We start from the raw sequence: 6,483 nt of genomic DNA, 5'->3' as shown, positions 1-6,483 counted from the left end.
CCATAATGGTATATTTAACGGGCGTTTCTTCTATTATTAAAACCGCCCAAGTTTAACAATTTGTTTTTAGTCTTTTTTTGTTTAATATTATAACTTCATTTTCACAAATCCGTCAGCATCCACATATAAGTCTCCAACTTCTAAGTTCGAGAGCGGTATAATACCGGGAATCTTTGGAATCCCTTTTAAATTTGCTTGCAGGGAAATAGCATACGGAATTTGAGGATTACCGGTTCGTAGCATGCCAACTCCGAAACTTGCCATATAGGATTGGTTTCCCAAAAGATAACCTAAAATGCGAAAACTGCCGTCAGAGATGGAAATTCCGCTGCTTTCCCCCGTAGAATTAATTTCAGCTCTATTGGCTATAATTTTACCTTGCAGGAAATCAAGTAATAAATTCGGTGTAAAATCAGCCGTACCAAATCCCCGGTAATCAGACGTTGGATTACCATCCGCATCAACACCCTGCTGGGAAAACATGAATTCATCCTTGAACACCGCCGAACCCATCAAAGCAAATTTAGCAAGCAATACCTGTGTGGCAAGCAATGCATACTCCTGGTAAGGCGTCCAAAGCCCACTATTCGGATTGTTCTGTATCCATGTTTTTGGATCAGTCGGTGTGTTGCCGGGAACACGGCTGCTCCACATATATACTACATTGTCAAGCAGAAAGAACTCGCCATTCTTATAGATATTACCCGTGCTCCAAGCGTCCGGTCTGGGAAACGGTATAGGATTGGCAACCACAATGTTCACCTGCTTGCCGTCAATTTCCTTGCTCCGGGCTGCATCCCCGTAAGCGTGGATACTGATGCGGTTAGCTGTCGGATACTTATCCGATGGTATCGTGTAGCTATACGAACTCACCACTCCGGACGAATTGTAGGTATATAGCGTCGTGACACTGCTACCTACCACGCTCTCCACTTTCAGTGTGAGATAAGCCGTCAGTGACGTTTTTCCGCTACCCTCGCCCGACCAGAACCGGATGTCCAGCGGAGCCGCCTGGATGTTATTGGCATCCAGGGACACCGTCTCCGGATTCACGCCAATCCAAAGGCGCTCACTCTCACTTGTCAAGTAAATTGTTCCTGTCAGTACCATACCATACAATTTACGCAGTTCCGCTGATAGAGCCTGATATACCCATCTTAGCGCGTACCATATCCTCATAAGTCACCTTCGCGTTAGTTCCCGTGAATGTAGCGGCGCTCTTACCGGTAAGGATAAACGCGGCGCCGGCATTATCCTTGAAAGAGAATGTCCAGCTTGTAATGAGTGACGGCACTTCCTCACCTGTGCTCCGCTTGGCGGCAACAGGCGTAATAGTCGCTGTCTCTCCCTTCCTGACCGTATTGCCGGTTATCCCGGTTATCTTCAGGATAAGATAATAGGGATCGGAAAAGTCGGTCACTTCGTCATAGCCGGAAGCCACCAGGGAACCGTTCAGTTTCACATCACAGCGCAGCTTCAGTACATTGTCCACATCGTTCGTAGTGACCGCCTGTGTACGCGCAGTACCCATGTTGGTATCACCGGCGCCGAGCATCTTCACCCATTGGAATGTAAATCCCGTGTAGTCGGTGATTTCGACGCCATCCTTGAAGATGCGCGCCGTCTCGGTCAGGGATTCACCTGCGGCAAGAAGCTGCGAACCCTTGTTGTTGGATACCAGCACGTCATACTGGTTACCGGTACTCTCCTGGATAACGACTTCCTTTGACAAGCCCTTGAACGCAATGGAAGAGCCGGCAATCTCAACCGTTCCGGAAACAGTGATCCGGTCATTGTCATATCCGGAGATTGGTACAAGGTTCTTCATCACACGCAACGCCGATACCTGGTAAGTGGTACCGCCGATAGTCGTGCTATAAGCGTCTATCTTCTTGAAAAAGCCGACCATGCCGGCATTCGTAGACAGCCCGTTGCTGCCGAATGTCAGCAACAAGTCATTGTACCGGTACTCAATGGTGTTAGGGATAAGGATATCACCGTCGGAGATATCACGCAGGATAACCGCAACCGTGGGCCGGCTGTTCTCAGCCAACGCTTCAAAGTCAGGGATAAAGACGGCTGTGCCCTTGTTGTACCGCTGCACAAGCGGAGTACCTTCCACGCGTAACATCCCGTTGATGGTGGTACCATCCATTAAGGCTATGAGGGTAAACCCTCCTTCTATTTTCATGGTTCGCCTCCTTCCTCCATGACGGGACTTTCAGTAGAAGCCGGTTCTTCCGTAGCAATGTCTTCGCCCGGAGAGTCACCATTGTTGCCACTTCTACCGGTTCCCGGTTCTTCACCCTGCGTCCCGTCCGCCAACCCGTCTTCGGGAGGATTGTACAGACCGCTTTCCTTTTGTTCTTTGATCAGGGCTTTCAACTTGTCGTCAGAGAGTATCTCAGGCGTAAAATTGGAAAGCACCCTCAAGGCGCTGGGCGGCAGGATTACGCGACCGTCCGGGATGCGCTCCGCATACCGGTAGTCATAACCCTGACCGTCCAGCTCTTCCGGTTTAACTAACAGATAATTCATAAGTCTATTTACTCATATTTAGAAATTATTACTAATTTGCCATCACTCATGGACAATACCTTGTTTTCGGCGTTGGTTACCAATGCGGTAACCGCGTACATCCTTATTGACGCGTACACCGAGATTGGATACAGGGGATCGAACGAATAGTTCGAGGGGATAAACTCCACAGTCCTGCCGCGTCCGACGTTTACGGCGTCACTGCCCGGCTTGGCGGACTTCGCGTGCCAGTCGATGATAAACAAATCGTCCTTATTGGTACCGATAAGCTGCTTGTTGTACGACAGGATACATTCGTAGCCTACGGGCGTATTCATCCGGGATGTGAGTTTCACTCCCTTTGTCTGCCGGATATCGGCGCGCAGCGTGCCGGGCATCTCCACCTTGATGGAGGTGGTTGCCTGCATCTCGTCTGAGGTAGGGGAAGACGGGCGTGCGCCGGTGTAATATGCGCCGCGGACACGTACGGAGATGTTACGGAAGAACCGGGCATCCAGCGTAAGGGTTCTCCCCCAGGTACCGTTCGCATTCTTGCCGGAGACACATATTTCCAGTTCATCATCCGTGAAGTCACGCCATGCGGTGCCGTCAAGAACCTGCCACCAGTAGGCGGCGTTGGTGTCCGCTACCTTATCCTCCCCGGAATACACCTGGGCGGTGATATCAAACAGCCACTCGCCCTTACTGTTCGGTGTTACCTCAAGCGGGTTGATTGTCCACCCCTTCGGACGGTTAATCTTCAGGGAATAGTTGTTTGAGTCGAAGAGGGTTGTCCGGAACGGGATGCTGCGTTCAAACTTCTCCTGCGTATTCTTGCGCTTGTCCGTGATGGAGAAGATACAGTATATCTCCACCGGGGAATTGTAGTCAATATTCTTTCTCACGGTTAGCGAGTACGCGGGCTTGCCGGTAGCGGATATGGCGTAGTCGTCATTGTTGACTATGCGGTTACTGCCGTTTGCTTTCGGGGCGCCTTCGTACCATTCTGCACCGGTGATTGCCTGGCTGCCGTTCATCAAACCTTCCGGATCCATGACGGAGATATAAGGCATGAGTACGCAGGGAATGAGCGAGCGGTCAGGTTCGTACTCATTCGTATCCTTGTTGTAGTTCTGCACAGGGTTGCCGGATAACACTTGTATCTCGGCAAGGAACGAATATGGGTCAATATGTACCTGTGTAACTTGGGGTTGGGTTTGTATAGGCATAATCTTTAAATTTTAAATCCAACATAATTTTCTACTTTCTCCATTTCTCCGCCTACCGGGATGAACACCCGGCAGATGAATTTCACCGTGCGTACCGATAACCCCCACTCGCTGCCCATATCACCGGGTACCAGGTGGATGACATGTTTCTGTCCATCCACGTAGGTAGGTTTCCAACTATTATCGGCAGGGACATTGCCGGTATCACGCAACCACTCTATCTCTATGCCTGTGGAAGCCATTAATACATTGGTGATATCACGGTTGCCATAAGTCACCACAGCTGCTATATCGGTATTCACATTGCTCTTGAAAAACTGCCATCCGGAGGTGGAAGTAAAGTCAAGATGGTAGTTCTTGTCGCCTTCAAGCAATACCCATCCGGCAGAGTTCCATTCCGGTTCTTCAGTAGTCTTATCAATCAGGCAGCCCCATTTGCAGCCAAAGTGGTAGACGGTGTGCTGCTCCAACAGCGTATAAGTGGCACCTGCTTCGGTTAACCGTTCATGGGCGACATTGCGGTAGGGTGACACTCCCTGAGCTATTTCTAAAGACCATTCACCGCGGTCAACCTTGGATGGTACCACGTCTCCGTTATGGTCAATTTGATAGAAGTTCTCCGCGACGATATTCTTTGCGTATATACCGGTATCGCTGTCTGACAATGGCAGGCTCTCAAGGGCTTTCAGTTTCGGGAACCTGCCGATAGTCAGGGCATAGTTGTAATCCTCCAGGATGGGCTTGTAGACGTTTTGCAGAAACATGATCCGCCCCTCACGGGACGAGAGCAGCCAGCTTTGCGCACGTTCGTTCGGAAGTTCACCGGCATCAGGCATCACGGCATTGCCCTTGCGGGTGATGTTATACCCTTCCACCGGTGGGTAGTTCTTGCCTCCCGGTACTTCGGTGTCCGGATAGAGGACTACCGTCAGGGTATTGTCATTTACATTCTTGGATACACAACGGAACCAGGATGAATAATAATCGGTGCCGCCGGTAAGCAATGTATTGATGATGGATAACATCACATCATTTACATCAAGGTTCGTCCAGTCGGTGTCCGTGCGTTTCTCTATCCATAGTTTATAAGTGGAGTCATCCAGTTGCTCCACCTTTTCGATGGTGCCACAATCCGAAAAACTGAAGTCTCCGGACATGGCTTGGATTTCGTTGATGATTAGGCGTAAAACGATTAGCGAGTCCCGGATCTCTATCCGGGACGCCTGTATCCTCCCCAATATATCCGCGATTATGCCCTTGCCCGCGATTAGTGAGTCTATGGCTTCGCCAACCTGTAAACCGCCTAACAATTCCAAGAGGAAATTGGTACTGTCAGGGGTGTCTTTCCGAATGTACTTATCCCCCTCTATATCCCCTGCTACATCCGCATAACCGGCTTTAATTTTCTTTCCGCCAACTAACAAGTATTCTGCCACATAACTAAGCAAATTCAGCAAGTCCATATTTTCATGCTGATGACCAACCCCGCCACCGGAACCGACAAGTGAAGAAAGCCTTTGCCCTACAAAATCAGCAAATGCTTCCGCCGTCGTAATACCCCATTTCTCAGAATACGGATTTTGAACCGGAAAGAGTACCCCCTCAGATAACGGAAGCCGTGGTACTTCAGCTAACCGAGGGGGTAACGTAAAAGACCCGGCATCAGGTATTGTAATATTGAGCATGTCCGCCGGAACATCCTTACGTGGAAGATTTAACAACGGCCGGGCATCCGCAAATTTATAAGTAAAAGAATAGTTGGAAGGCAATGTACGAAGATTACCAGTTACATCACTCCCTACCACAACAATAGCACGCAAATAACTACCGGTGTAAATGTATTTTCTCTGTGACGGAAAGAAATCAAGCAACCAGCGGCTTTCTTCGCGATTCAAGTGACCGGTATTCTTTTGGTACTTGCGTTCCGTATCGATACGATATTCGATACTCGTTTCGTCAATCTCAACGATGTTATGTACATGTTCAGCCTTAAGCTGTAGCTTGCCGTAAGCCCGAAACGTATCAAGCCCGCCAAGGGAATTCTCGAATAAAACCCAGTCCTCTTCAATGGACTTGGCGATATCGGCATAATACCGTTGAATGTATGTAAGACGTTGACCGGAGGCATTTTCCACCCACACATCATAATATGCCGGCTTCCTGTCATTAAGCAATCCTACAGCGATACTATACTGTAAAGGTATGGTATATGCTTTACCGGCAGTCAATTCAGCCAAGGTTAATTCTGTTTGAGATACAGCGGTTCCGGAATCATCCGTGAAGTACGCACGAAGCTTCACGCAACCGGCGACTACAGCATAATAGGTCAAGAACTCCGGAGAGTAATAAGTAACCGCCTTAGTCGATGGCTGCCAGGTTAGAAAATTCTGGGTAAGGAAATTTGCGGCAGAGTCCGCCAACCGGTCAACGCCCGCGCGTATAACGCGAAACGTAACTTCCGTACCATCCACCACAGCCGTAAAATCAGCGGCGAGCATCGTTTGCTCATAAACCGATATTGCTTCCTGCAGGTGATATGATAAACGTCCATGAACGATGTCACGGATATCAATCTCAACCTGATTGTTTTCGTCAGGATCATAAAGGTGCGATATGATTTCTTCCGTTCCTTGTTTGAGGACAAAAGAAACCTGCTGAGTAGAACTTATCAGGAATTTCCTGATATTCATACTCAGCGAAAGTGTATCCGGTTGTTGAAGTATAGCCATATCTTAAA

Annotated in this window: 5 protein-coding genes; all 5 read right to left on the bottom strand. The window is 48.9% G+C overall.

What is annotated here, in order from left to right:
* Positions 1 to 87: 87 nt before the first annotated feature.
* Genes B2Z67_RS04420 through B2Z67_RS04400 form a run of 5 tightly spaced genes read right to left on the bottom strand, consistent with a single transcriptional unit; the run spans position 88 to position 6,475 of the window.
* Positions 88 to 1,179, bottom strand: a complete 1,092-nt coding sequence (locus B2Z67_RS04420) for a hypothetical protein (RefSeq protein ID WP_291528612.1) — start codon at positions 1,177 to 1,179, stop codon at positions 88 to 90.
* Positions 1,121 to 2,191: a hypothetical protein gene (locus B2Z67_RS04415; protein WP_291528611.1), complete on the bottom strand. Its 1,071-nt coding sequence runs from the start codon at positions 2,189 to 2,191 to the stop codon at positions 1,121 to 1,123. Before B2Z67_RS04415 ends, B2Z67_RS04420 begins: the two co-directional genes overlap by 59 nt.
* Complete coding sequence (locus B2Z67_RS04410) at positions 2,188 to 2,538, bottom strand: hypothetical protein (RefSeq protein ID WP_291528610.1); 351 nt, start codon at positions 2,536 to 2,538, stop codon at positions 2,188 to 2,190. Before B2Z67_RS04410 ends, B2Z67_RS04415 begins: the two co-directional genes overlap by 4 nt.
* Before the next feature lie 8 nt (positions 2,539 to 2,546).
* Entirely contained in the window at positions 2,547 to 3,746 is a 1,200-nt protein-coding gene (locus B2Z67_RS04405) for a hypothetical protein (RefSeq protein WP_291528609.1), read from the bottom strand.
* Between the two features lie 5 nt (positions 3,747 to 3,751).
* Entirely contained in the window at positions 3,752 to 6,475 is a 2,724-nt protein-coding gene (locus B2Z67_RS04400) for a hypothetical protein (RefSeq protein ID WP_291528608.1), read from the bottom strand.
* Positions 6,476 to 6,483: the final 8 nt, after the last annotated feature.

This window comes from Bacteroides sp. UBA939, assembly GCF_002293435.1.
GTDB lineage: Bacteria > Bacteroidota > Bacteroidia > Bacteroidales > Bacteroidaceae > Bacteroides.
This window is presented reverse-complemented; position numbering and strand designations above follow the sequence as displayed.